This is a genomic window from Sphingomonas sp. BT-65 (assembly GCF_026107375.2).
GTDB lineage: Bacteria > Pseudomonadota > Alphaproteobacteria > Sphingomonadales > Sphingomonadaceae > Sphingomonas.
Genome location: NZ_JAPCIA010000002.1, coordinates 1 through 22,949, shown reverse-complemented (window position 1 = coordinate 22,949; position 22,949 = coordinate 1). Strand labels below are relative to the sequence as shown.

General features: G+C 66.2%; 22 protein-coding genes and 1 tRNA gene. 13 read left to right on the top strand and 10 right to left on the bottom strand.

Features of this window, described 5'->3' with window-relative positions; all coding sequences use genetic code 11:
• The first annotated feature begins 1 nt into the window (after position 1).
• Positions 2-931 carry a Vgb family protein gene (locus OK349_RS14590; protein ID WP_265118644.1) on the top strand — a complete coding sequence of 310 codons (930 nt, stop codon included), beginning with the start codon at positions 2-4 and terminating at the stop codon, positions 929-931.
• A 42-nt stretch (positions 932-973) separates the two neighbouring features.
• Here the strand turns inward: OK349_RS14590 and OK349_RS14585 are convergent, their stop codons facing one another.
• The 5 genes from OK349_RS14585 to OK349_RS14565 form a co-directional block, all read right to left on the bottom strand.
• Positions 974-1,303 (bottom strand): UrcA family protein, encoded by a 330-nt coding sequence (locus tag OK349_RS14585; protein WP_265118643.1) that lies wholly within the window; start codon positions 1,301-1,303, stop codon positions 974-976.
• Between the two features lie 123 nt (positions 1,304-1,426).
• Positions 1,427-1,813 (bottom strand): hypothetical protein, encoded by a 387-nt coding sequence (locus tag OK349_RS14580; RefSeq protein WP_265118642.1) that lies wholly within the window; start codon positions 1,811-1,813, stop codon positions 1,427-1,429.
• Between the two features lie 15 nt (positions 1,814-1,828).
• Positions 1,829-3,406 carry a tetratricopeptide repeat-containing sulfotransferase family protein gene (locus OK349_RS14575; RefSeq protein WP_265118641.1) on the bottom strand — a complete coding sequence of 526 codons (1,578 nt, stop codon included), beginning with the start codon at positions 3,404-3,406 and terminating at the stop codon, positions 1,829-1,831.
• Complete coding sequence (locus OK349_RS14570) at positions 3,403-4,368, bottom strand: sterol desaturase family protein (protein WP_372340574.1); 966 nt, start codon at positions 4,366-4,368, stop codon at positions 3,403-3,405. Before OK349_RS14570 ends, OK349_RS14575 begins: the two co-directional genes overlap by 4 nt.
• A gap of 87 nt (positions 4,369-4,455) precedes the next feature.
• Positions 4,456-5,394 carry a LysR family transcriptional regulator gene (locus OK349_RS14565; protein WP_265118640.1) on the bottom strand — a complete coding sequence of 313 codons (939 nt, stop codon included), beginning with the start codon at positions 5,392-5,394 and terminating at the stop codon, positions 4,456-4,458.
• A gap of 142 nt (positions 5,395-5,536) precedes the next feature.
• Here OK349_RS14565 and OK349_RS14560 point away from each other — a divergent pair, with 142 nt between their 5' ends.
• The 5 genes from OK349_RS14560 to OK349_RS14540 all read left to right on the top strand — a co-directional run bounded on the left by OK349_RS14560 (position 5,537) and on the right by OK349_RS14540 (position 9,645).
• Entirely contained in the window at positions 5,537-6,541 is a 1,005-nt protein-coding gene (locus tag OK349_RS14560; RefSeq protein ID WP_265118639.1) for an isopenicillin N synthase family dioxygenase, read from the top strand.
• Entirely contained in the window at positions 6,538-7,425 is an 888-nt protein-coding gene (locus OK349_RS14555; protein ID WP_265118638.1) for a hypothetical protein, read from the top strand. Before OK349_RS14560 ends, OK349_RS14555 begins: the two co-directional genes overlap by 4 nt.
• A 181-nt stretch (positions 7,426-7,606) precedes the next feature.
• Complete coding sequence (locus OK349_RS14550; protein WP_265118637.1) at positions 7,607-8,590, top strand: sterol desaturase family protein; 984 nt, start codon at positions 7,607-7,609, stop codon at positions 8,588-8,590.
• Between the two features lie 86 nt (positions 8,591-8,676).
• Entirely contained in the window at positions 8,677-9,270 is a 594-nt protein-coding gene (locus OK349_RS14545) for a hypothetical protein (protein ID WP_265118636.1), read from the top strand.
• 57 nt (positions 9,271-9,327) lie between these two features.
• Positions 9,328-9,645 carry a 2Fe-2S iron-sulfur cluster-binding protein gene (locus OK349_RS14540; RefSeq protein ID WP_265118635.1) on the top strand — a complete coding sequence of 106 codons (318 nt, stop codon included), beginning with the start codon at positions 9,328-9,330 and terminating at the stop codon, positions 9,643-9,645.
• Positions 9,646-9,913: 268 nt separating this feature from the next.
• On the opposite strand, the gene OK349_RS14535 is transcribed toward OK349_RS14540, so the two are convergent.
• From OK349_RS14535 to moaA, 3 genes are all read right to left on the bottom strand, one after another.
• Positions 9,914-9,988 (bottom strand) — tRNA-Asn (locus OK349_RS14535).
• Between the two features lie 80 nt (positions 9,989-10,068).
• Positions 10,069-10,842: an NAD kinase gene (locus tag OK349_RS14530; protein WP_265118634.1), complete on the bottom strand. Its 774-nt coding sequence runs from the start codon at positions 10,840-10,842 to the stop codon at positions 10,069-10,071.
• Positions 10,839-11,837 carry a GTP 3',8-cyclase MoaA gene (gene moaA, locus OK349_RS14525; protein ID WP_265118633.1) on the bottom strand — a complete coding sequence of 333 codons (999 nt, stop codon included), beginning with the start codon at positions 11,835-11,837 and terminating at the stop codon, positions 10,839-10,841. The genes OK349_RS14530 and moaA overlap by 4 nt, the downstream gene beginning before the upstream one ends.
• A gap of 60 nt (positions 11,838-11,897) precedes the next feature.
• Between moaA and OK349_RS14520 the strand changes: the two genes are divergently transcribed.
• The 4 genes from OK349_RS14520 to OK349_RS14505 all read left to right on the top strand — a co-directional run bounded on the left by OK349_RS14520 (position 11,898) and on the right by OK349_RS14505 (position 17,204).
• The gene (locus tag OK349_RS14520; RefSeq protein WP_265118632.1) at positions 11,898-13,874 is read left to right on the top strand and encodes a putative bifunctional diguanylate cyclase/phosphodiesterase; all 1,977 of its coding nucleotides are present in this window, start codon (positions 11,898-11,900) and stop codon (positions 13,872-13,874) included.
• On the top strand, positions 13,871-14,299 hold the full coding sequence (locus OK349_RS14515) for a hypothetical protein (protein ID WP_265118631.1): 429 nt from the start codon (positions 13,871-13,873) through the stop codon (positions 14,297-14,299). Before OK349_RS14520 ends, OK349_RS14515 begins: the two co-directional genes overlap by 4 nt.
• Before the next feature lie 26 nt (positions 14,300-14,325).
• Positions 14,326-15,216, top strand: coding sequence for an alpha/beta fold hydrolase (locus OK349_RS14510; protein ID WP_265118630.1), 891 nt, complete (start codon positions 14,326-14,328; stop codon positions 15,214-15,216).
• Between the two features lie 92 nt (positions 15,217-15,308).
• Positions 15,309-17,204, top strand: coding sequence for a DNA/RNA non-specific endonuclease (locus tag OK349_RS14505; RefSeq protein ID WP_265118629.1), 1,896 nt, complete (start codon positions 15,309-15,311; stop codon positions 17,202-17,204).
• On the opposite strand, the gene OK349_RS14500 is transcribed toward OK349_RS14505, so the two are convergent.
• Both OK349_RS14500 and purF read right to left on the bottom strand, forming a co-directional pair.
• Positions 17,201-17,911 carry an SDR family NAD(P)-dependent oxidoreductase gene (locus OK349_RS14500; protein ID WP_265118628.1) on the bottom strand — a complete coding sequence of 237 codons (711 nt, stop codon included), beginning with the start codon at positions 17,909-17,911 and terminating at the stop codon, positions 17,201-17,203. The genes OK349_RS14505 and OK349_RS14500 overlap by 4 nt on opposite strands.
• Before the next feature lie 5 nt (positions 17,912-17,916).
• Positions 17,917-19,368 (bottom strand): amidophosphoribosyltransferase, encoded by a 1,452-nt coding sequence (gene purF / locus OK349_RS14495; RefSeq protein ID WP_265118627.1) that lies wholly within the window; start codon positions 19,366-19,368, stop codon positions 17,917-17,919.
• Between the two features lie 140 nt (positions 19,369-19,508).
• Here purF and OK349_RS14490 point away from each other — a divergent pair, with 140 nt between their 5' ends.
• From OK349_RS14490 to hisI, 3 genes are all read left to right on the top strand, one after another.
• Positions 19,509-19,757: a DUF7218 family protein gene (locus tag OK349_RS14490; protein WP_265118626.1), complete on the top strand. Its 249-nt coding sequence runs from the start codon at positions 19,509-19,511 to the stop codon at positions 19,755-19,757.
• 362 nt (positions 19,758-20,119) lie between these two features.
• Positions 20,120-22,318 carry a catalase/peroxidase HPI gene (katG, locus tag OK349_RS14485; protein WP_265118625.1) on the top strand — a complete coding sequence of 733 codons (2,199 nt, stop codon included), beginning with the start codon at positions 20,120-20,122 and terminating at the stop codon, positions 22,316-22,318.
• 171 nt (positions 22,319-22,489) lie between these two features.
• A complete protein-coding gene (gene hisI, locus OK349_RS14480; RefSeq protein WP_265118624.1) occupies positions 22,490-22,849 on the top strand; it encodes a phosphoribosyl-AMP cyclohydrolase in 360 nt (119 codons plus the stop codon).
• The last annotated feature ends 100 nt before the right edge of the window (positions 22,850-22,949 follow it).

Sequence of the window (22,949 nt, the reverse complement as noted above, 5' to 3'; positions counted from 1 at the left end):
CATGCGGAAACTTCGGACACTAGTCGTTGCATTGGCCGCAAGCGCCGGTTCCATCCCGCTTGCGGTGCAGGCGCAGGAGGAGCAGGTCATCCAGGTACCGGGCTTCGCCGATTTCCTGGCGGTCGACGGTGAAAGCGTCTGGACGACGAACGCTGGCCGGGTGGAGCGCTGGTCGCGCAAGGGCAAGCTGGCCGAGGTCGCCATGTCCAAACCCTGTGGCGCCATGGCGATACTAAACGGTTCGCTGTGGGTGGCCGACTGCAAGGAAAACGCGCTCGTCCGCATCGACACGCGGACAGCACGCAAGACCGCGACGATTCCCACCGGCCTCGCCAGCACGGGCGAGCTGAACGTGGTCGCAGGGGCCGGATCGATCTGGGTGGCGAGCGACAATAGCGCCGGCGCGGTGTCGCGCGTCGATCCCGCCACCAACACGGTGATCGCGACCATCCCGGTGAATCCAGGCACCTGGTATCTGGCCTTCGGATACGGGTCGGTCTGGGCCGTCAGCAGCGACAAACAGTCGATCCAGCGCATCGACCCCGCCACCAACGCCGTCGTCAAGACCACCGCCCTGGGCAAGCAGCCCGGCTTCCTCGCCGCGGGCGAAGGGGCGGTCTGGGTTCAGGAGCAGGGCGACGGCACGGTCGTCCGCATCGATCCGAAAAGCGGCGACGTAACGGGGCGGGTCAAGGTCGGCGCGGTGCTGAAATATGGCGACATCGACACCGGCGCAGGCATGGTATGGCTGCGCACGACCGAGGATCAGACCTTCGTCGCGATCGACCCGAAATCCATGAAGGTTCGTGCGCGGGTGGGGAAGGCGGAAGGCAGCGGTGCGCTACGCTTCACGAAAGCGGGCCTGTGGACCTCGGCGCACGACGTGCACACCCTGACCTGGTGGCCGAAGCCAGCGAAACTGGCGAAATGACCTGTCCGCGGCCCGGTTGGGCCGCGGACGAGCGTTCGGACGTCAGCGAAGCGCCGCGAGCCGGACCGGAGCGCGGCTGTCCGCATTGGCCGAACGCGCCTCGATTTGCGAACGGACATCGGCCACGACCGCAGCGCGGCATTCGCGCGCCTTGCTTTCGACGGCGAGGTGCACGGCCGCCACACGGTCGCCGCACACGGCGCGCGCGGCCTGGTCCATGCGGATGGCAAGGCGCTGCTGGCCTTCGGCGGTCGAGAGGTCCAGCCCCTTGAGGTCCAGGATCGCCTGATCCTTGGCGAAGGGGTTCTCGGTAGCGGCCGAGGCCGAGGTCGCCAGGGCGATAGTGGCAAGAGCCATGAGGCCAATCTTCATCGTCATCTCCTGAGTCGAACATGCGTCGCTCTCCGGCGACCGCGGTTCACATAGTGCCGGACGATGAAATTTCAATCGACGATTAGTATATTGCCGCTTTATTACTTTGATGGCTGCTGATTATTACTTCACCCTAACCACCAGCATCGCGAGATTCTCGACATGGCCGAGCAAGCCGATCGGCAGATCGGCCTCGGCTGAGCTTTCGGCCCGCATCCTGGCATCGATCACTGAAACCGTGATCGTCCGCGCATATGGGACGGACCATTTGCGCAGCGTCTCGACCGGCAGGCGCACGCGCCATTTGCGCGCCCCTTCGACCGAAACCGCATGGCCGTTGATGGTGACGGTCGAAGCCGTATGCGCGCGGCGCCCCGTCACGAGGAGGCAGCTTCCGGCTTCGCAATCGACCAGCCGCGTCTTGGGCCCATCCCCGGCAGAAGCCGGCGAAGCGAGAGCGGCGGCGAGCACGGCTCCGAGCGCCAGGATTTGCTTTGCAGGCGTGGGCATGGCCTTGGGTTCCTCTCAATCGATGGCGATGCCGGCAGCCGCGAAGAAGCGTTGCACCGGTTCGAGGACGTCCGCGTGCCGTTTCCACCGGGCGACCGATTCGGTGTAGATCGGCCGGCGGACCTGGGCGGCGCTTGGGGTCGAGACGGGCGCGCTGTTGGTGTGGAACGACAGGCAGTCGTCCGACCATGCGAGTCCGCAGTGCGCCAGCAGCCGGCGGGTCTCGCCTTCCTGATCGGCGATCAGGTCTTCGTACCGCACCTCCAGCACCCGCCCGGGCAGGGCATCGCGCCAGAAGGCCATCAGCCGGTCGAAGCGATCGTAATAGGCAGCGATGTCGAGAAGGTCGTAGCTATAGTCGTAATAGCGCGAGCCGACCGCGAACAAGTTGCGGAAGTTGCTGAGCACCGTGTCCATCGGGTGACGGCGCAGACAGACGATCCTGGCCGAAGGCAGCGCCCGTGCGATGAACCCCGCATATTGGAAGTTGCCGGGGAACTTGTCGGTGAAGCGCCGGCCCGGATCACGGCGGTGATGGCTCGCCCTTTGCAGATATTCGCGCCCGATGTCGCCCAGGTCGCGGCCGACGGCGGCGGCGATCGTCTCGGGATCCATCACCGCGGGGCCGGGCGTACCCGCGGCCTTCTTTACCGCGATCGGCATGGCCTGCAGTTCGCCGGCGCTTTCGACATCCGGGTGCGAAGACAGGATGCGATCGACGAGCGTGGTCCCGGTGCGCGGCACGCCGATGACGAAGATCGGCGCGTCTGTCGGCGGCTCACTCGCCGGCGCCGCTGCCAGCGCCGGCCAGCTCGCCTCGATCGCGTCGAACACCGCGGCGTCGCGTGCGAACGTGTATGGCAGCGTTCCGCGGTGTTCGGCATTGACCTCGCACAACCAGTCCAGCGCTTCGGCTGGCCGGCCGATATCTTCCAGCTCCTTCGCGAGCGCATAGCCCAGACGCAGCCGGTCGCCGCCGTCGCGCGCCGCGGCATGCGTCCGTGCGAGGCGCTCGACATGGTTGCGCTCGGTGCTCTGCTTGCGCAGGCTGGCGAGGAGATGATGCGCGCGGGCGTTGCCGGGCGCGAGGGCGATCAGCGTCTCGAGCGCAGCATCGGCTTCCTCCGTCCGCCCCAGGAAGTTCAGTGTTGCCGCCTGATTGTAGCGGTATTCGGTGTTGCGCGGATCGCGCCGCACCGCCTCGTCGAAATGGGGAAGGGCGGCAGCGTGGTCGCCCAGCCGGGCATAGACGCAGCCCATCGTGTCGCGGCTGAGCGCGTCAGCGGGCGGGGCCTGCTCGGCATCGCGCAGCATCGCCGCGGCGTCGCCGTCGCGGCGGACGAGGGTGAACAGCTTGGCGAGCTGCGCGCGATATTCACCCTGCGGATCGAGCGCCACCGCCTGCTCCAAATGCCGGATGCCAGTCTGAATGCGGCCGGCGCTCGATTCCGCGACGCCAAGCAGGAAGTGGCCTTCGGCATCGCGGGGATTCTCGGCCACCAGCGTCGCGGCGAACCGGTGGGCTGCGTTCAGGTCGCCGCGGGAAAGCGCGCTGCGGGCTGCCTCGATCCGTGCGGCGCGCATCCCCGTCATGCCGCGGCTGCACCTCCCACGGTTTCGCGGGCGGGTGCGTCGCCATGCTCGCCCTGGTCATTGGCGACGATCTCATCGCTGTTGCGCGACGCAGCCTTGCGGGCCTTGTACCTGTCGATCAGCGGCTGGAACGGGAACAGCGTCTGCTCCCGGATCGTCAGGCGCTTGCGGTCGTCCTGGCCGACGAGAACGCCCTCGCCTTCGCGGTAAGTGCCGAAGATACGGTCGAGCAGGATCAGCGCGTTGCCGTAGTTGCAGCGGGTTTCCTCGTAACCGACCGAGTGATGCAGGCTGTGGTGGCGGATCGTCGTGAAGAAGAACGAATACCAGATCGGCGGATCGGCACGCACATTGGCATGGGCGAAGACGGTGATCACGCTCTGCACGCCGAATGCGGCGAACACCGCGGTCTTGTCGAGATCGAACAGCACCACCGCGCTGAGGCTGATCAGGACCAGTTCGATCGGGTTGCCCACTGCGCCCTTGCCTGCGTTGAGCTGGGTGATGTGGTGGTGCGGCGCATGGGTCAGCCAGAACGGCGTCGAGTTGTGCATCAGCCGGTGCATCCAGTACTGGCCGAATTCGTGCACGACGATGACCAGGACGACCTGGAGGATCCACGGCAAGCTCATCGCCCATGCTGTGGTGATGCCGAGCGAGGCCTTGGCCGCCGTCAGGGGGGTCTCGGCGACAAGCTGCACGGTCCACGCGATCACGGTGGCGATCAGGATGTTGTAGAAGAGGTCGGTGAAGAACTCCTGCCGGTTCATCCGCCAGCCTGCATGACGCTCGTTGACCCACTCGAGCAGCAGGACGGTCACGGTGATGAGGGGTGACACTACGACAAGCGTCCAGGGGTTCTTGAGCAACGCCTCGGGACCGAACGCCCAGAACAGCAGAACCGCCGCGATCATCGCGGGCGGGATGTAGTTGAAGATCCGGTTCTTGAGGCTCGTTTCCACGACGCAGCTCCATCCAGTGCGAAAACACTGCGCTGCGACGCGTCATGAAGGCAGGCGTAAACTGCCGATGAAAGGCATAGATCTATATTATGACCTGGGGAGTGCGCGGATCCGCCGGATCACTTCATCCCAGAAAAGCTGCGTCGCGGTGTCCCGTGCCGGCTCGATCCGGGCGAGCAGGAAGATGTCGTAGGAGGGTTCGAAATCGGCGTGGAGCATCGGCCAGAGCGTGCCCCTGGCGACTTCGCTCTCGGCGGCGAGGATCGGCAGGAAGCCGATGCCGACGCCGTGCGTGATCAGGCGCCGCGCCTCGTTGATGTCCTCCGCCACGCCGTTCACCCGGGTCCCCAGTCGATAGCGCCGGCGCAGATGCGTGATCAATTCAATCTCGTCGTCGCCGGTGAGCACGAAGCCCTGGTCCTTGAGCTCGCCGAGCCGGCTGATGCGATAGCCGAAATAGGGATTGCTGCGGGAGCAATAGAGCTGCTGGCGCTCGACGAGCAGCGGTTCGTACATCAGGCTGCCGCGAACGCTGTTGTCGTAACCCACGCCGATTTCCACCTCACCCTGTTCCAGGGCATCGAGCACCTGGCGCCACGGCGAGACGCGTATCTCGATATGGATGGCGGGGTTGCGACGATGGAAGCTCGCTATGGCCTCGTCGAACACGGGCGAGACGAGGCCGGACACGATCTGGATGCGGACGAAGCCTTCGACGCGCTTGGTCGCCTGCGCGATCTGATGCGGCATCATCCGCGCAGATTCGAGCATGTCCTCGCACAGCGCCATCATCGCCTTGCCCGCGACGGTCATCTCGACGCCGGTGGCAGTGCGATGCAGCAGGGTGGTGCCGACATGATCCTCAAGCCGTTTGAGCGCCGCACTGATGCTCGGCTGCTGACGGTTGAGCTGGCGCGCGGCGGCGCCGATGCCGCCGGCCCGGACGATGTCGATGAAGGTGCGCATCAGGTTCCAGTCGACACGACTGGCGAATTTCTTGTCGATCAACGGCGGTCGATCCGTCATGTCGCCCTTTCCATAGGCCATGGTCAGCGACGGACCCGCCCGGTCCGAGGCGCCCCGCCTAAGCTGGTCATAGATCAGATCGATGAAAAACATAAAGACGCCGCATCTGGCGCTATGACCCCTGCCAGCTAGGCTGGCGGAGATGACCAAGGCCCTTGTTCTCCCGCTCGTCGACATCTCCCTGCTGGACAGCGAGCGCCTAGAGGATCGGCTGGCCGTGGCGCAGGAGCTGGACCGGGCCTGCGCGGATGCGGGCTTCCTCTATATCAGGGGCGAGCAGCTCGACGGCGCGCTGTTCGACCGGCTCGTCGCGCGAGCCAGGACCTATTTCGCGCTCGACCACGCCACCAAGATGAAAAGCTATATCGGCCTATCGCAGAACCACAGCGGCTATGTGCCGGTCGGGGAGGAGCAGTTCGGCGGCGGGACCGACGACCTCAAGGAAGCCTATGACATCAATTGCGACTATGCGCTTACCGCGGGGCGCAGGCCGCTGCTCGGACCAAACCTGTGGCCGGACATGCCGGGTTTCCGTGACGACGTGCTGGCCTATTACCGGCACGTCACGGGCATCGGGCGCCGGTTGTTCCGCGGCTTCGCGCTCGCGCTGGGCCTGGACGAAAATCATTTCGACGCGCTGCTGCGGCATCCGCCGAGCCAGCTTCGCATGATCCACTATCCGTTCGATGCCTGCGCCGAGGATCGGCCCGGCATCGGCGCGCATACGGATTATGAATGCTTCACCCTGCTCTTCGCGACGGCGCCCGGCCTCCAGATTGTCGACAAGCAGGGCGAATGGCTAGACGTGCCGCTGATCGAAGGTGCGATGATCATGAACATCGGCGACATGATGGAGATCATGTCCAACGGCCGGTACGTTGCGACGCGACATCGCGTGAAGAAGGTTGCCGAAGAGCGCTATTCCTTCCCGCTGTTCCACGCTTGCGACTATGATCATGTCGTCGCGCCTATCGTGCGCGGCGAGCAGCCCCGATATGCACCGCTGCGGGGCGGCGAGCATCTGTTCAACCAAACGGCGCAAACCTTCGCTTACCTGAAACGCCGCATCGCGCAGGGGGAACTCGTCCTGAACGACGCCGTGCCGCTCGATTCCTTCGGGCTGCAAGCGGCGCCGGCGGGCGCATGACCCTTGCCGAACTGCTCGAGCGGCTGCCAATTGCCGGTCTCGACGGCCTCGCCTTTCCCCGGCGCCTCCTCGGCGCCTTCCGCCGCAAGAGCATCACCTTCTGCACGGGCACGACCGACGAGACGACCATTGTCTACTGGTTCCAGTCCCGCACCTTCACGATCGACCTGCGCCTGCCCGATGGGGCGGCCACCCCGGTGCCGGAACGCCAGGGATGGGTTGGAGACACGTTGTGGGACGATGCGACACGGCAACTCTCCTGGAACATCGGCCGCAATTATCAGCCGTGCAACCAGTGGCCGGAGCCCGCGAGCCTCCGTTTCATCGGCAACAGCGTCCTCGAATTCGCGCCCTCGGGCGCCTATGTCGAGGACTGGCGACAGCAACCGTCCCGCGGCACATTGCTCGGCCTGCGCCTGGTGAGCATGTTGAACGAAACGAGCGGGCAGCGCTTTCCGATGGCGGGCGGCCTCATTCTGGCGGGAGAGTACGCGGCTTACGCCCAGTCGCGACTGCCGGCGTTGGACGATGCCTTGCAGGGCGCGGTCAGCCTCGAGCAGGCACGCGCCGAAGGCATCGTCACCGACCGGGAGATCGAAAGCTACGAGGTCTCGATCGCCACCGACGGCGCTGCCATCACGCACAGCACGCGCCCGGATCGCCTGGGCCAGGCCGTCGCGGCGGGAGACTTCCGTCTTGGTCCCGATGGCATCATCACCCTGTCGAAGATCATCGATGGGCGGTCGTACCGGCTGCACTTCGTCCTCGATCTTCATCTGCCCGATTTCATTTTCGACCATCAGACGACGAGCACCCTCGAGGCGCAGGCATGGATGGCGCGTGAAAAGGGCCATCTCGCGCGGCACGCGGTGATTGCTCGCTGACGGCCGGCCGCCAATCCGTGCCGAGCGTCGCCCAATGCACCAAGGCATAGGTAGCATCTATGGGGCGTATACGATTATGGCATCTGGCGTGATGGCTTGAGCTTCCTGATGCTTGCCGAATTGCGACCAATGGGCTGCGGAGATCATCCCTTGGCGTGCCGGGACATTGCGAGGCGGGCATATGGACGGAGTTCGCGTAGGCAAAAGGCTGATAGGCGGCCAGGCGCCGGTCACCGTGGGGTGGGAAAACATACCCCGGGTCGAAGGCGGCCCGGTGAAGCAGTTCGTGTTCACCTGGTTCCAGCCCACGATGCTGTTCGCACTGATCGCGTTCTGGTATTACGCGCCCAATTCCATCGCCAAGGCATCGACCGCCATCGGCATCGGCATCGGCTTCAAGGTGTTGCTGCTGGCACTCGAATGGGTCAACCCGCGTTACGACAGCTGGCGCCTGACCTGGAAGGAACTGGTCACCGACCTGTTCTATGTCGGGCTCGGCTATACGGTGCTCAACTTGGCCGAAGGCTATATCGGCGACGGCGTCATGATCGAAGCCATCCAGCACTCGCTGAACTGGGAAAAGTTTGCGTGGTTCATGGCCCTGCCGCTGCTTGTGCAGGCCTTCATGATCTCGTTCATCTTCGATTTCGGACAGTATTGGATGCATCGCGGGATGCACAATTGGTACCCGCTGTGGCTGACGCACGCACCGCATCACTACATTACTCAGTTGAACATCAACAAGGGTGCGGTCGGCAACCCGATCGAACTCTTTCTGATCGGTCTGGGCATCGGCGGGTTTTTCGACTTTCTGCCGCGCGCAGCCCTGCTCGCCGGCACCTTGGGTCTGGCGGTCGGAACCTACCAACACATCAACGTCCGCTTCAACTCGCCCCGCTGGTGGCGCTTCTTGTTCAACACTACCGAGCATCACAGCCTGCACCATTCGCAGGACTATGAAGCCACCCGCAGCAATTATGCCGGCACTTGGATCATCATCGACCGCATTTTCGGCACGTGCGTCGACGGCGAAGCGGAACTGCTGGGGATGGAGGGCGGACGCAGGATGTCGGTCGGCGAGACGATGACCTATCCCTTCACCGAGGGCTGGAAGACGTTCAGGCAACGATTTGGCCGGCGCGAGGCGGCGGTACCGGCCGAATGATGCCGCTGTTGGGATCGCATAACCTTCGCCTGCCTATCCGTCGTGCCCGGCGCGGCATCTAACGGGCCTTGCCAAAAGGAGATGCCGTGAGTTCGCGCTTCATCGACTGGATCTGGAACATCAGGGGCAGCCTGGCGCTCGCGCCGGGGCAATCGAGCGACGAAGTCTTTAGCAGGCTCGACCCCCTGTTCCGCCAGGCCGGCACCAGCCATGACCGGACGAATGACACGCTTACCTTTCGCAAGAAAGATCAGGCGGCCCAGGACAAGATGTCCATCTTCGACGGTGGCGTTCTCCGGATTCAAGAAGGCGAGGGCGGGCCGGTGCTGCGCTATCATCTGACCAGCCGGACGTTGCTGCTCTGCTTTCTGGCGCCACTCCTATTCCTGAGCTTCGCCGGGTTGACCGTTGCGCTCGGCAATCTTGCGAAACCGTCCGCCGAGGCAAAAAAGCCCGAAAAAAAGGAAGTGGCACTGCCGCAAAACCCGATCGACAAAGCCTTGGGCGCACCCGCACCGGAAAAGCCAAAGAAACCCGGCAAGGCCGAAGACGATAAGAAACCTTCGCCTACTGCCTCTTATGTGTTCGCAGCGATCTTCGCCGCTCTCTATGCCGCTGGACGAATCCTTGAAGACCGGCTGGTCAAGGCGCTGCTCAAAAAAAGAGTGCTGGGCCTATAGCCTCGTCCGCACGAGTGCCGTCAGTCCAACGCAAACCGCTCTCCCAGGATGGCATTGATGACGACGATAAAGGTGATCACCCGCGAGGGCGAAACGCGTTCGATCGAGTCCGATAGCGGACTGAGCCTGATGGAGGCGATCCGGGAATCGGGGGTGGACGAGCTGTTCGCGCTGTGCGGCGGGTGCTGTTCGTGCGCGACCTGCCATGTGTTCGTCACGCCGCATTTTGCGCATCTGCTGCCGCCGATGGCGGGCGACGAGGATGATCTGCTCGACAGTTCCGCGCACCGCGACGCGCGTTCGCGCCTGTCCTGCCAGTTGATCATCGATCCATCGCTGGACGGCCTCGAGGTCACGATCGCGCCCGAAGACTGACCGTATGCGCGGCTGACCGGGGCCGGTCGGCCGCGAATGCCCGTCCGACTATGGTGACTCCGCGACCAGCTTGACGCCGCGCGCGCCGAGCGGGCGCTTGGCGACGACCTTAGAATCTCCGGGATACTGACCCGGATCGGCTTCGAACCGATGATGCATGAAAAATGCTGTAAAAACAGACAGATGCGGAATCCGCAACAAAACGAGGAGGTAACTCTCTTACTCTAACCCTTTGAAAATAGGGAAAGATTTTCCCTTTTAGAAAGGATGGCTCCCTGAGTAGGATTCGAACCTACGACCGTCCGATTAACAGTCGGATGCTCTACCGCTGAGCTATCAGGGAACACCAGCGAGGGCGCGCCTATACGAAGGGGTTTCCCGCATTGCAAGCGCGCGGGGGAAACAATTTTGCGCGCCCCATTCTTAGGCGACGAACTGTTCCATCGTGATGCGATCGTCGAGTGCATGCTCGGGATCGAACAACAGAGTGAGGTCGCGCTTGTGGTCGATCGCGATGTCGACGCGCGCCACTTCGCGTACCTCGCGCTGGTCGGCCACCGCGCTTACCGGGCGCTTGCCCGGGTCGAGCACGCGGAGCGAGATGCGCGCCTTTTCGGGCAGGATCGCACCGCGCCAGCGCCGCGGGCGGAACGGACTGATCGGGGTGAGCGCGAGCAGCTGCGAACCCAGCGGCAGGATCGGGCCATGCGCGGAGAGATTGTACGCGGTCGATCCCGCCGGGGTCGCCACCAGGATGCCGTCGCACACCAGTTCGGGCAGCACGATGCGGTCGTTCACCGTCACCTCGAGCTTCGCAGTCTGGCGCGTCTCGCGCAGCAGCGACACCTCGTTGATCGCGGGCAGGACATGCGTCTCGCCGTCGACGGTGGTCGCGGTCATCACCAGCGGGGTCACCTTGAACGGCCGCGCGCGCACGAGCCGCTCGTCGAGGCCATGCGGCTCCCACTCGTTCATCAGGAAGCCGATCGTGCCGAGGTTCATCCCGAACACAGGAAGGTTGCGATGCTTCTCGAGCAGCATGTGCAGCGTCTGGAGCATGAAGCCGTCGCCACCCAGCGCGACGAGCATCTCGGCCTGGTCGAGATCGACCCAATCGTGCGCGGCGATCAACTCGTGCGCGGCGGTCTCGGCCGGGTTGGTGGGCGAGGCGAGGAGCGCCCGGCGGATCGTCGTCATCCGCCGGTCACGCTCATATGGCGGCCCACGGCGGGCGCCGCGCCGCGCTCGACGCTGAAGTCGTGGCGCGCGGGCTTGGCGGCGAGCGCGGCGTCGATCGCCGCATCGACCGCGGCGAGTCCGCCGGTGCGGATTGCGGCCTTGAGGTCGACCTGGTCTTCATGGCCGAGGCAGGTGAACAGCTTGCCCTCGGTGGTCAGCCGCACGCGGTTGCAGCTTTCGCAGAAATTGCCGGTGAGCGGAGAGATCAGGCCGAGCCGTGCGCCGGTCTCGGCGACACGCCAGTAGCGCGCCGGGCCACCGCTCGAATGCGGGTCGCGGATCAGGGTGAAGCGCTGCGACAGCGTCTCGAACACCTCCGTCAAAGGCAGGAAGCGGTCGGCGCGGTCCTCGTCGATCGCGCCGAGCGGCATCGTCTCGATCAGGGTCAGGTCCATGCCGTTCGTGCCCGCCCATTCGAGTATGGATGGAATCTCGTGCTCGTTCAGCCCCTTGAGCGCGACCATGTTGATCTTGACCGCGAGCCCGGCGGCGCGTGCCGCGCTGATCCCGTCGAGCACCTGGGCGACATCGCCATGGCGTGTGATGTGGCGGAAGGTGGCAGGATCGCGGCTGTCGAGGCTGACGTTGATCCGCCGCACTCCGGCATCGGCGAGCGTCCCGGCATGCTCGGCGAGCCGCGTGCCGTTGGTGGTCATCGTAAGCTCGTCGAGACCGTGCCCAACCTGCCGGCCAAGCCGCCACACCAGGTCGATCGCGTCGCGGCGGACGAGCGGTTCGCCGCCGGTCAACCGGATCTTGGTCACGCCGCGCGCGATGAAGCGCTCGGCGATCAGCGCGATCTCCTCCAGCGCGAGCAGTTGCTCACGCGGCAGGAAGGTCATTTTCTCCGCCATGCAATAGCGGCAGCGCAGGTCGCAGCGATCCGTCACCGAAACCCGCAGGTAGCGGATCGTGCGGCCGTGGCGGTCGATCAGGGCGGGCGCAATCGCCATGCAACCAGCAGCTAAGCCGTTGATGGCGTCGCAGCAAGCCTTGGGTTAGGGATGGGTCCGATGAACGATCCCGCGCTCACGTCAGCCAATCCCATGACCGGGCGCGAGCGGCCGTTGTTCCTGCTCTCCTTTCGCCAGCGCGACGAACTGGCCGGGCTCGCCGCTGGTGCAGGCTGGCGCGTGGTCGCCGCGCGGCGCGCCGACGGAGCCGAGCGGCGGCTGCTCGCGAGCGGTGCGGCGGTGGCGGTGGTCGATGCGCGCGGCGCGGTCGAGGAGGGGCTGGCGGCGGTCCGCGCGCTCGCGGGCGCGGCGGCGGCCACGGGCAGCGCACTGCTCGCCCTGGTGTCGCGCGGCGATGCGGCGCGGCTCGACGCCTTCTACGACGCCGGCGCCACGCATTTCCTCGCCAGTCCGATGCGCGAGACCGAGTTCGTCCAGGCGCTGCGCTTCGCCGCGCGCCATGCCGAGCGGGTGAGCGGCGAGGCGATCCCGCTTTCCGGCACCGGCGAGACGCTCGGCTGGCGCTACGATCCGGCGCTCGCCTCGATCCAGGTGACCCCCGCGCTCGCCGCGATGCTCGGGCTGGGCGAGCAGCCTTCGCTGCGCGCGATGCTACGGCGGGTGGAAACGGCCGATCGCGCGGCGCTGCGCGCGGCGTTCGCACGGCTGCGCGACGGGCTGTCCGCGACGGCGTTCGCGCATGAGCTCAGCGGGGCAGGGCGTGTCGTCGAGCATCTCCAGCTCGATCAGCGAACCGGCCGCGTCCACGCGCTGATCGAGCGGCTGGGCGAGGTCGATGCGGGCGCGGCGGTGCGCGATGCGCTCAGCGGCGTCAATGACGGCGCCGGGGTGCGGCGCTGGATCGAGCGGCGGCTGAGCGAGGGGCAGCCGGTCGGCGTGGTGCTCGCCGCGCTCAACCGGTTCGAGATGATCAATACCGCCTATGGCCGCATCGCCGGCGACGCGCTGCTGCGGGCCGCGCTGGCGCGCTTGACCGAGGCGGCGCGCGAGGTGCTGGGACGGCGCTTCGTCGCGGCGCGGGTCGCCGGCGCCGAGTTCGTCGCCGCAGCAGAGGGTGTCACCGCCGAATTGCTCAATGCCACTGCCGCGCGGATCGAGGAGGCGCTGGCGCGTCCCTTCGTGATCGGCGACGAGATCGTGCCGCTCGGCGCGCGGACGGCGACTGCGGCGGCGGAGCCCGGTGATGGCGCGGCCGATCTGCTGCGGCGCGCGAGTGATGCGCTTGCCGGGAACGATGCGCCCCCGGGCACGGTGCCGGTCGATGCGCTGGCGGTCGACCTGCGCCGTGCGCTCGACGCGGGCGAGATCGAGCTGCGCTTCCAGCCCCAGGTCGCGGTCGCCACCGGCATCGTCGCGGGCGCCGAGGCGCTGGCGCGCTGGCGGCATACGAGCGGCGAGATCGGCGCCGAGATGCTGTTCGCCGCCGCCGAACGCGCGGGGCTCGAGCTCGCGCTGTCGGAGCATGTCCAGCGGCTCGCGCTGGCCGAGGCGGCGCGCTGGCCCGCCTCGCTGCGCGACCTGCGCCTGTCGGTCAACGTCACCGCCGCGGATGTCGCGCGCAGCAACTTCGCCGATCTGTTCCTCGATTGGGTGGATGCGAGCGGCTTCCCGCGCGGCCGCCTCACGGTCGAGATCACCGAAGGCGGGCTGATCGGCGACCTGAGCGAAGCGGCGCGGCTGCTTGCAGAGCTGCGCACCGCCGGCTGCCGCGTCGCGATCGACGATTTCGGCACTGGCTATTCGAGCCTCGCTTACCTGAAGGCTCTCCCGCTCGACTATCTCAAGATCGACCGCAAGCTGACCCAGGACATCGCCGGCTCGGCGCGCGACCGCGTGGTGGTGCGCGGCGTGATCGACATGGCGCGCTCGCTCGGCCTTGCGGTGGTGGCCGAAGGCGTGGAGACGCGGGAGCAGCTCGAGCTGCTCGCCAAGGAAGGGTGCCAGTTCTACCAGGGCTTCCTCTGCGCCGAGCCGCTCACCGTCGATGCACTGGCCATGCTGGTCGAAGGCCGGTGAGCGATCCGCGCGACGTCAGCGGCGTCTGGTACGGCCGCTACTTTGCCTCCTCCTGGGAGGTTGAGGAGAACAGCTTCATCGCCCATCTCGAGGAGACCGGCGGCGCAGTCAGCGGCACGATCACCGAGCCCGACACGACCGGCGCGGAGGATATCCGCCGCGCCTTTGTCGACGGCGATCGCACGGGCACGCAGCTGCGCTTCACCAAGCAATACGACCCGGCGGGCGCGCTCGCCCATTCGGTCGCTTATGCGGGGACGATCAGTGCCGACGGCACCGAGGTGTCCGGGGAATGGCGCTTCTCCGGCTATCACGGCAGCTTCGTGATGTACCGCGAGGCGTTCAGCGTGGAGGAGCTCGACGAGGAGGCCGCGGTCGATGAGGATATCGTGATCGAGATGGACGAGCCGATCCGCCCCCGATAGTTTCCGCCGAAACCGGGAGGATTGCCATGATTCACCGCCGCGGCCTGTTCGCCTTCTTCGCCATGCTGCTGACTGCAGCGCTATTGCCCGCGCCCGCCACGGCGAAGGATTTCACCTCCACCCGCATCACCGTGACGGTGGAAGGGAAGGGCAAGGACGTGATCCTGATCCCCGGCCTCTCCTCCTCGCCGCGGGTGTGGAAGGAGATGATCGCGGCGGTGCCCGGATATCGCTGGCACAAGGTCCAGGTCCATGGGTTCGCCGGCACCGACAAGGGCGGCAACACCGCGGGCGACGTCGCCGCGCCGGTGGCCGAGGAGATCGCGCGCTACATCGCCGAGCAGAAGCTTGGGCCCGTCGCAGTGATCGGCCATTCGATGGGCGGGACGATGGGCATGATGCTCGCCGCTCGCCACCCCGCGAGCGTGTCCAAGCTGATGATCGTCGACATGTTCCCCTTCATGGGCGCGATGTTCGGCGGGCCCAACGCGACGCCGGCGACGCTCAAGCCGATCGCCGACGGGATCATGAACGGCATGCGCACCTCACCGGCCGATGCCTATGCCAAGCAGCTCGAAGGCACGATCGCCAGCATGGTCGCGACCGAAAACATGCGCGCCGGCGCGCTCGACGATGCGATGAAGTCCGACCGCGACGTCTCGGCGCGCGCCTATGGCGAACTGGTGATGACCAACCTGATCCCCGAACTGTCGAAGATCACCGCCAAGACCGTCGTGCTCTACGTCTCGCCCAAGGGCGCGCCGGTGACCGATGCGCAGATGGATGGCTATTACCAGATGTCCTACGCCCCGCTGAAAGGCGCGGTGCTGAAGCGCGTGCCGAACTCGGCGCACTTCATCATGTGGGACAACGCGCCGTTCTTCCAGGCAGAGGTGAAGGCGTTCCTGGCGGGGTGACCGCATCGACCCGTTCCGGACCTATTCGCCGCCCGCGTCATGGAAGAGTCGTGGCAGGGGCGTAGGGAGATGAGCCGGGGAGGACCTCCGCGATGCTCAACAAACGGGTCGAGGATGCGCAGGGCGAACTGAACGCCGAGGCGCGCGCCTATATCGAGGACAAGGCAGACGAGATCCAGCAACGGGTCGACGCGGCCGAGCGTGAGGGGCCGATCGAGGCCCGGCCGCGCGAGGAAGCCATCGCCCATGCGCGGCACGCGACCGTCGCGGAAGGGCGGTTCGAGGCGAGCGTCGGCTCGGACGACAAGGCGCCAGTCAACTTCCTGGAGCGCGGCATGCGTGCGTCGCGCGCCGTATGCCGGCTCGTGGATTTCGGTCCGCGGCATCTCGGCACCGGCTTCCTCGTCGCGCCCGGCCTGCTGATCACCAACAATCACGTGTTGCCGAGCGCCGATGCCGCGGCCGAGGCGATCGCCGAGTTCGGCTATGAGCTCGATGCCGATGAACAGCCGCTGCCGAAGCGCCGCTTCCTGCTGGAACCGGAGCGGCTGTTCATCACCTCGCCTCAGGACCAGTGTGACTTCACGCTCGTGGCGGTCCGTCCGACCGAGGATGGCGGCCCCGGCGAGCTCGCCGCGCAGGGCTGGCTCCCGATGGACGCCAAGCGCCACAAGATCCTCGAGGGCCAGCCGACGATCGTGCTGCAGCATCCCGACGGCCAGATGAAGTTGATCTGCCTGTTCGAGAGCCAGTGCGTGTTCCGCGACGATCAGGCGCCCTACATCCTCTACACCAACGACACCGATTACGGATCGTCGGGCTCGCCGGTGTTCAACCGCTACTGGCAGCTCGTCGCGCTGCACCATGCCGCGATCGAGACCGGGCGGATGACCAAGGGCCGGCCGGAACTGCACAACCGTGGGATCCGGATCAGCGCGATCCTGAAGGCATTGGAGACCGGCATCGAACTGTCCGCAGGGGCCGAGCAGGCGGCTGCCGCGCTCGAGTTGCTCAACAGTCCGAGCGTCCAGGGCAATGGCCGTCCCGCGGCGCCGACTGTGCTAGCGGGTGATGGCGACGGCGACGCGACGGTGCTCGAAAGCCGGTGGACCAATGTCCGCGTCAAGCCGGTCGGCCCGCGCGAGGGCTATCGGGCCGATTTCTTGGGCGGCGGTGACCTTGCCGTTCCGATCGACGATTTCGTGCCCGACTGGCTCGAGTCGGATGTGACGCCGTTGCTCGACGGATCGGGCCATGTGCTGAACTATCAGCATTTCTCGATCGTGATGTCGATGTCGCGCAAGCTGGCGCTGTTCACCGCGGTCAACATCGATGGCTCGCGCATGATGGCGCTTGGCCGCAAGGACCGCGATCCCGATCGCCCGCTCGAACCCGGCATCCAGCCCGAGGCGGCGTCGGACAAATGGATGTTCGACGACCGCATCGCCGAGGCCGACCAGCTCGGCCCGCGCCTCTACGACCTCTCCTCGTTCGATTTCGGTCATCTCGTGCGCCGGCTCGATCCGGTATGGGCGCCGCCGGGCGATGTCCTGCGCACGCCGCGCATCGCCAATGACGATACCTTCTACATGACCAACTGCTCGCCGCAGGAGGAGCGCTGGCATCGCCTCACCCCGCTCACCCGCGATCAGAGCAATTGGAGCGATCTCGAGGATCTGGTCCTCAACACCACCAATACGCAGGACCGTCGCGTCTCGGTGTTCACCGGCCCCGTGCTCGATCCGCGCGACCCGCTGGTCAAGGGCGTCAAGATCCCGCGCGCGTTCTGGAAGATCGTCGCGTTCGAGCAAGGCGGGCGGTTGCGTTCGGCCGGCTATCTGCTGTGGCAGACGCGCGAGGTGGAACGGGTGGTGATCCGGGAGGCGCCCTACAGCTTCCCCGCGTCGAGCGGCCCAACGCCGCTGCGCGAGATCGCGCGCTTGACCGGCCTCGACTTCGGCCCGCTGTTCGACGCCGATATCCGCTAGTCGAGCGTCTCGAACGCGCCCGTCTCGAAATCCTCGCCGAGCAACGCGACGATGCGATCCGCCACTACCTCCGGCGGCTTGACGCTCTCGGGTGTTTCACCCGGATAGGCGCGGGCGCGCATCCTGGTGCGCGTGGCGCCGGGGTTGAGCAAGGCGACGCGCACCTGGGTCAGGTTGCGCACTTCCTCGCCATAGCTCAGCACCAGATTCTCGAACGCCGCCTTGGTCGCGCCATAGAGGCCCCAGAAGGCGCGCGGCTTGCGCGCGACGGTTGAGGTGAGGCCGATCACGCGTCCCGCCTCGGCCTTGCGCAGCAGCGGATCGAACGCGCCGAGCAGCGCCGCCTGCGCGCTGACGTTGAGTGCCAGCGTCTTGGCCACTTCCTTGGGATCGAACGCGGCGATCGCCGCGAGCGAGCCGAGCGCGGCGGCGTTGAGCACCAGGATGTCGAGCTGTCCCCAGCGCTCGGCCACCGCTGCGGCGAGGCGGGGGATCGAGTCGGTCTCGAGCAGGTCCATCGGGGCGATCGTCGCGGTGCCGCCGGCGGCGTGGATCGCCTCCTCGACTTCCTCGAGCCCGCCTGCAGTGCGCGCGGTGAGGATGACGTGTGCGCCCTGCGCGGCGAGCGCCGTGGCGGTCGCCGCGCCGATGCCGCGGCTCGCGCCGGTGACGAGCGCGGCGCGCCCGGTGAATTGCTTGTCGGTCATGGATTTCAGGCCGGTTCGTCGAGCAGCGCGAGCTGGTCCGCGCCCTGCTCGTTATGGTCGGTGAGGGAGGTGGGATAGTCGCCGGTGAAGCAGGCGTCGCAATAGCGCGGCAGCACGTCGCCGCGCTCGGCTTCGCCCAGCGCGCGATAGAGGCCGTCGATCGACACGAAGGCTAGGCTGTCGGCCTTGATGAACTGCGCCATGCCCGGCACGTTCATCTTCGCCGCGAGCAGCTTCGAGCGCTCGGGCGTATCGACGCCGTAGAAGCAGCTATGCGTGGTCGGGGGGCTGGCGATGCGCATGTGCACCTCGGCGGCTCCGGCCTCGCGCAGCATCTCGACGATCTTGAGGCTGGTGGTGCCGCGCACGATCGAATCGTCGATCAGCACGATGCGCTTGCCCTGGATCAGATCGCGATTGGCGTTGTGCTTGAGCTTGACGCCCAGGCGACGCACCTCGGCGCTCGGCTGGATGAAGGTACGGCCGACATAATGCGAGCGGATGATCCCTAGCTCGAACGGGATGCCCGACTCCTGCGCATAGCCGATCGCGGCGGGCACGCCCGAATCCGGCACCGGCACGACCAGATCGGCATCGATCCCGGATTCGATCGCCAGCTGCGCGCCGATCGCCTTGCGCACGCCATAGACCGAGCGGTTCTGCGCGATCGAATCGGGGCGCGAGAAATAGACCCATTCGAAGATGCACGGCCGCGGCGCGATCGCAGTGAACGGGCGGATCGAGCGCAGCTCGCCGTCCTGCACGATCACCAGTTCGCCCGGCTCGACGTCGCGGACATAGTCGGCGCCGACCACGTCGAGCGCGACCGTCTCCGACGCGAAGATGAAGGTGTCGCCGAGCTTGCCCATCACCAGCGGGCGGATGCCGAGCGGGTCGCGGCACGCGATCATCCCCTCGGGCGTCATGCAGATCAGCGAATAGGCGCCCTCGATCTGCTTCAGCGCATCGATGAACCGGTCGAGCAGGTCGCGATAGCCGCTGGTCGCGACGAGGTGGATGATCGTCTCGGTGTCCGAGGTCGACTGGAAGATCGACCCGCGCTGGATCAGCTCGCGGCGCAGGTGGATCGCGTTGGAGATGTTGCCGTTGTGCGCCACCGCGAAGCCGCCATTGGCCAGCTCGGCATAGAGCGGCTGGACGTTGCGCAGCGCGGTCTCGCCGGTGGTCGAGTAGCGGACATGCCCGCAGGCGACACCGCCCGGCAGCGCGCGGATCACCTCGTCGCGGTCGAAATTGCCCGCGACATGGCCCATCGCGCGATGGGTGTGGAAATGCGCGCCGTCCCAGCTGGTGATCCCGGCGGCCTCCTGGCCGCGGTGCTGGAGCGCATGGAGCCCCAGCGCGACGAGCGCAGCTGCGCCGTCGGCACCGGAAACGCCGAAGATACCGCACTCTTCGCGCAGCTTGTCGTCATCGAACGGATTTGTGGTCAGCATCGGCCCTTCGCGGGGGATTCGTGGTCGATGGGCGGGCATATAGGCGTTCGATCCGCACTTGTCGCCTGTTTGTAACATCAATCCCGGGACCCCAGCGTTTCCGCATGCGTTTGCTTGCCCGAACGGCAAGGAGAGGAAGGATGGCCAAGGACCATGGCCCGACGATCAAGAGCGACAAGGTCTATGAGGATTTGCGCGAGGCCGGTGCGAGCAAGGAGAAGGCCGCGCGCATCGCCAACGCCTATGCCGGCGGCACGATCGATCACGACAGCGCGCATCTCGAGAACCGCAGCAAGGACGAGCTTTACGACGAGGCGAAGGAGATCGGGATCGAGGGCCGCTCGGACATGGACAAGGACGAGCTGATCAAGGCGATCCGCAAGGGCTGAAACGGCCTTAAAGCCCCTCCCGCTTTCTAGCCCCTCCCGCTTGCGGGAGGGTTGGGGAGGGTCTTCTTCTTTCTGACTTCGCAGCGAAGCGGGAAATCCCAACCGTCACCCCGGCCCCGTGCCGGGGTCCACTCAGCCTCCCGCGATACGGTTGAACCTCTTGTCCATCGCCTTCCCCTCGGTGGGCCCCGGCACGAGGCCGGGGTGACAATGAGGGCAAACATCCGTTCGACCCAATCGATGACACATCAGTTACGTGATCGATTCTCTCGTTCGCACTGACTTGTTTATCTCGTTACCGAGCCGCGGCGGGTTCCGATAGCCTCCCTCCCGACAGCAAGCACATAAGGAGGGATCAGCACATGGACGCCAAGACCGGATCGATCGACAGTGGCTGCCCGATGCACGAACCGGGCGGCATCCGCGCCCTGCTGGGCCGCACTAATCGCGACTGGTGGCCCGAGATGCTGGCCACCGAGATTCTCAACCCCAACGGTCCGTCGAACCCGATGGGCGACGATTTCGACTATGCCGAGGCGTTCAAGAAGCTCGACTACCAGGCGCTCAAGGCCGATCTCACCGCGCTGATGACCGACAGCCAGCCCTGGTGGCCGGCGGACTATGGCCATTACGGCCCGTTCTTCATCCGCATGGCGTGGCACGCGGCGGGCACCTATCGCACCGCCGACGGGCGCGGCGGCGCCAATAGCGGGCAGCAGCGTTTCGCCCCGCTCGACAGCTGGCCCGACAATGGCAATCTCGACAAGGCGCGCCGCCTGCTGTGGCCGATCAAGCGCAAATACGGCAAGCATATCAGCTGGGCCGACCTGTTCATCCTCACCGGTAACGTCGCGATCGAGAGCATGGGCGGCCCCGTGTTCGGCTTCGGCGGCGGCCGCGCCGACGTGTTCGAGCCCGAGCGCGACATCTATTGGGGCTCGGAAGACAAATGGGTGAATGAGGGCGTGCAGACCCGCATCGATCCCGACAAGGGCCTGCACGAGATCGAAGGGCCGCTCGCCGCGATCCAGATGGGCCTGATCTACGTCAATCCCGAAGGGCCTGGCGGCAATCCCGACCCGCTCCAGTCGGCGCGCGATATCAAGGAAACGTTCGAGCGCATGGCGATGAACCATGAGGAGACCGTCGCGCTCACCGCCGGCGGTCATACTTTCGGCAAGGCGCACGGCAATGGCGACGCGTCGCTGCTCGGCGCCGCGCCCGCGGGCGGCGACCTCGCCGCGCAGGGCTTTGGCTGGGTCAGCGGCCATGAGAGCGGCGGTATCGGCGAGCACGCCGTGACCAGCGGCATCGAAGGCTCCTGGGTCAACACCCCGACGCAATGGAGCGAGAATTATTTCCGCCTGCTGCTCGACTATGAGTACGAGCTGGTGAAATCACCCGCCGGTGCGCATCAGTGGCAGCCGGTGAACCAGAAGGAAGAGGACATGGCCCCTGCGGCGCATGACTCGTCCAAGAAGGTCCCGACGATGATGACCACCGCCGACATGGCGCTCAAGGTCGATCCGGAATTCCGCGTCATCTCGGAGAAGTTCCGCAACGACCATGCAGCGTTCAAGGACGCTTTTGCCCGCGCCTGGTTCAAGCTGACCCATCGCGACATGGGCCCCAAGGTCCGCTACCTCGGCCCGGAAGTGCCGGCCGAAGACCTGATCTGGCAGGATCCGATCCCCGCCGGCACCACACCGTCCGACGCCGACGTCAAGGCGGTGAAGGACGCGATCGCTGCAAGCGGCCTCACGGTCAGCCAGCTGATCAAGACCGCCTGGGCCTCGGCCAGCACCTTCCGCAAGTCCGATTTCCGCGGCGGCGCCAATGGCGCGCGCGTCCGCCTCGCGCCGCAGAAGGACTGGGAGGTCAACGAGCCTAACATGCTCGCCAAGGTGCTCGGCACGCTCGATGGGCTGCGCGGCAATCTGTCGCTGGCCGACGCGATCGTGCTTGGCGGCGTGGTCGGGCTTGAGAAGGCGATCAAGGATGCGGGCTCCAGCGTCGCGGTGCCGTTCACCGGCGGCCGCGGCGATGCCACCGAGGCGCAGACCGACGCCGACAGCTTCGCGGTGATGGAGCCGGAAGCCGATGCCTTCCGCAACTATCTCGGCAAGAAGAAGCTGGCGGTGCGGACCGAGGAAATGATGCTCGACCGCGCGTCGCTCCTCGGCCTGTCGGTGCCCGAGATGACGGTGCTGGTCGGCGGCCTGCGCGTGCTCGGCGCCAATCATGGCGAGCGTGGCCACGGCCACTTCACCAGGCGTTCGGGCCAGCTGACCAACGACTTCTTCGTCAACCTGCTCGACATGACCAATGTCTGGAAGGCGGTCGAAGGCTCGGACGATCAGGAGTACATCGCCACCGATCGCGCCGGGGGGCACGAGACTTGGCGCGCCACCCGCGCCGACCTGATCTTCGGCTCCAATGCCGAGCTGCGCGCGGTCGCCGAGGTCTATGCCGAGGCGGGTCACGAGGAGAAGTTCGTCAAGGACTTCGTCGCCGCCTGGACCAAGGTGATGAACGCCGACCGCTTCGACCTGGCCGGCTGACGAATGAAATGGCCGCGGCGGGACCTTGCCGCGGCCACTTATTTCTACTTCCGTCACCCTGAACTTGTTTCAGGGTCCATCTCTCCACAGGCGACTGAGCCGCTGGTTGCACGATGGATGCTGAAACAAGTTCAGCATGACGGAGCTATGGCGGTTGGCTAACACCGCTCCATGACCGACCCGCGCGACTCCACCCTGACCCTCGATCCCAAATACGACGCCAACGGCCTGATCACCGCCGTCGCCACCGACGCCGCCACCGGCGAGCTGCTCATGCTCGCCCACATGAATGCAGACGCGCTGGCCAAGACGCTCGACACCGGCGAGGCGTGGTTCTGGTCGCGCAGCAAGGGGCGGCTGTGGAAGAAGGGCGAGAGCTCGGGCAACGTGCTGCGTGTGGTCGAGGCGCGGATCGACTGCGACCAGGACGCGCTGTGGCTCAAGGTCGAGGCCGCGGGTCCCGCCTGCCACACCGGCGAGCGCAGCTGCTTCTTCCGACGCATCGAGAATGGCGCGCTGGTGCGCGATTGATGCAAGGCGACTTCCAAGTTCCTCCCCCACCGGGGGAGGGGGACCAGCCGCAGGCTGGTGGAGGGGCGGCGGGCGTAGCCCGCCGACTACGTCGGCGGGG